Raw genomic sequence first — 1762 nt, forward strand, 5'->3', positions numbered from 1 at the left:
CGCTGCGGGATCTCGACGCCGAGCAGCTTCTCCACGGCCATGCAGTAGCCGGCCTCGTTGTAGAGCGGTGCCAGGTAGTCCATCCGGGTCACGAACGTCGTGCCCTGCACCCAGTTGCGGTACTCGATGTTCTTCTCGATGCCGGTGTGCAGGTAGCCGATGACCACCCGCGCCTTGGTCACCGTCTCGCCCTCGAGGTCGAGGACCAGCCGCAGGACGCCGTGCGTGGAGGGATGCTGCGGGCCCATGTTGACGACCAGGCGTTCCGCGCCGTGCGGGTCCGCCCCGAGGGTGAGGTCCCAGTCCCCGCCGGTGACGGTGTAGACCCGGCCCTCGGTGGTCTCCCGCGAACCGGCGTACGGATCAGAGGTGGTCGTCATCGGTAGGCCCTCCGGGTGTCCGGCGGCGGAATGGTCGCGTCGTGGTACTCCACGGGCACACCGCCGAGCGGGTAGTCCTTGCGCTGGGGATGGCCGTCCCAGTCGTCGGGCATGAGGATCCGGGTGAGCGCCGGGTGACCGTCGAAGACGATGCCGAACATGTCGAACGTCTCCCGCTCGTGCCAGTCCGCGGTCGGGTAGCTGCCGGTGACCGAGGGGACGTGCGGGTCCTCGGCGGTGACCGCCACCTCCAGCCGGATCCGGCGCCGGTAGGTCATCGAGGTCAGGTGGTAGACGACGTGCAGTCGCGGCCGGCCGGGGCCGACCTCGGGGCCGCCGCTGTCGAGGTAGTCGACCCCGGAGACGCTGCTGCACAGCTCGAAGCGCAGCGCCTCGTCGTCGCGGAGCGCCTGCACGAGCGCAAGCAGGTGGGCCCGCTCCACGAAGTAGGTGATCTCCCCGCGATCGACCAGCACCCGGGAGACCGCGGCGGCGTAGGTGCCCTCACCCACGGCCTCGATCAGGGCGTCGGTGACCTCGTCGAAGTAGCCGCCGTAGGGGCGGTCGGTCGAGTGCAGGGCGACCGCGCCGCCGGGCTCGACCCGGACCAGGCCGCCGAATCCGGAGGTGTCGCCGCTGCCGCTGACGCCGAAAGCGCCCTTCCGGAAACCACCGCTGGGTGCCGTGCTCGCGTCGTACCCGGCCTCCTCGCGACCGGGGAGGACGTCCCCGCCGTCGTTACTCATCGCCGGTCCCCCGCTCCGGGCAGGAGAACCGCGTTGCCGCCACGCTGCTCGATCCCGAACTGACCGGCGCGGCCCTCGGCCGCGGCCTGCTCGTAGGCACGCCGGGCGTTCTTGTCGACGCGCACCGTCGAGGGCATCTCGACCAGGAGGTCCTTGGCGGTGCCGTCGGCCTGGGCGCGGGCGAGCTGGCGGGCCCGCTTCTCACCGAGCGGCTCGTTCTGGATCTTGTGGTGCAGCTTGAGGATGGCGTCCATCAGCATCTCCGGCCGCGGCGGACACCCGGGCAGATACATGTCCACCGGGACGATGTGGTCGACGCCCTGGACGATCGCGTAGTTGTTGAACATCCCGCCGGAGCTGGCGCAGACACCCATCGCGAGCACCCAGCGCGGCTCCGGCATCTGGTCGTAGATCTGGCGCAGGACCGGCGCCATCTTCTGGCTCACCCGCCCGGCCACGATCATCAGGTCCGCCTGCCGGGGCGAGGCCCGGAACACCTCCATGCCGAATCGCGCGAGGTCGTAGCGACCGGCCCCCGACGCCATCATCTCGATGGCGCAGCACGCCAGCCCGAACGTCGCCGGCCACAGGGACGACTTGCGCGTCCAGTTGACCAGCTTCTCCACGCTGGTCAGC

General features: G+C 70.6%; 2 protein-coding genes and 1 pseudogene. All 3 read right to left on the reverse strand.

What is annotated here, in order from left to right:
- A pseudogene (locus tag VGD70_RS34545) lies at positions 1-380 on the reverse strand (NADH dehydrogenase subunit D); the annotation flags it as partial.
- Positions 377-1126: an NADH-quinone oxidoreductase subunit C gene (locus VGD70_RS34550; protein WP_331088950.1), complete on the reverse strand. Its 750-nt coding sequence runs from the start codon at positions 1124-1126 to the stop codon at positions 377-379. The gene VGD70_RS34550 and the pseudogene VGD70_RS34545, both read right to left, overlap by 4 nt.
- On the reverse strand, positions 1123-1761 hold the full coding sequence (locus tag VGD70_RS34555; RefSeq protein ID WP_331088952.1) for an NADH-quinone oxidoreductase subunit B family protein: 639 nt from the start codon (positions 1759-1761) through the stop codon (positions 1123-1125). Before VGD70_RS34555 ends, VGD70_RS34550 begins: the two co-directional genes overlap by 4 nt.
- Position 1762 lies beyond the last annotated feature (1 nt).

Source organism: Actinophytocola sp. (genome assembly GCF_036402745.1).
Taxonomy (GTDB): Bacteria; Actinomycetota; Actinomycetes; order Mycobacteriales; family Pseudonocardiaceae; genus Actinophytocola.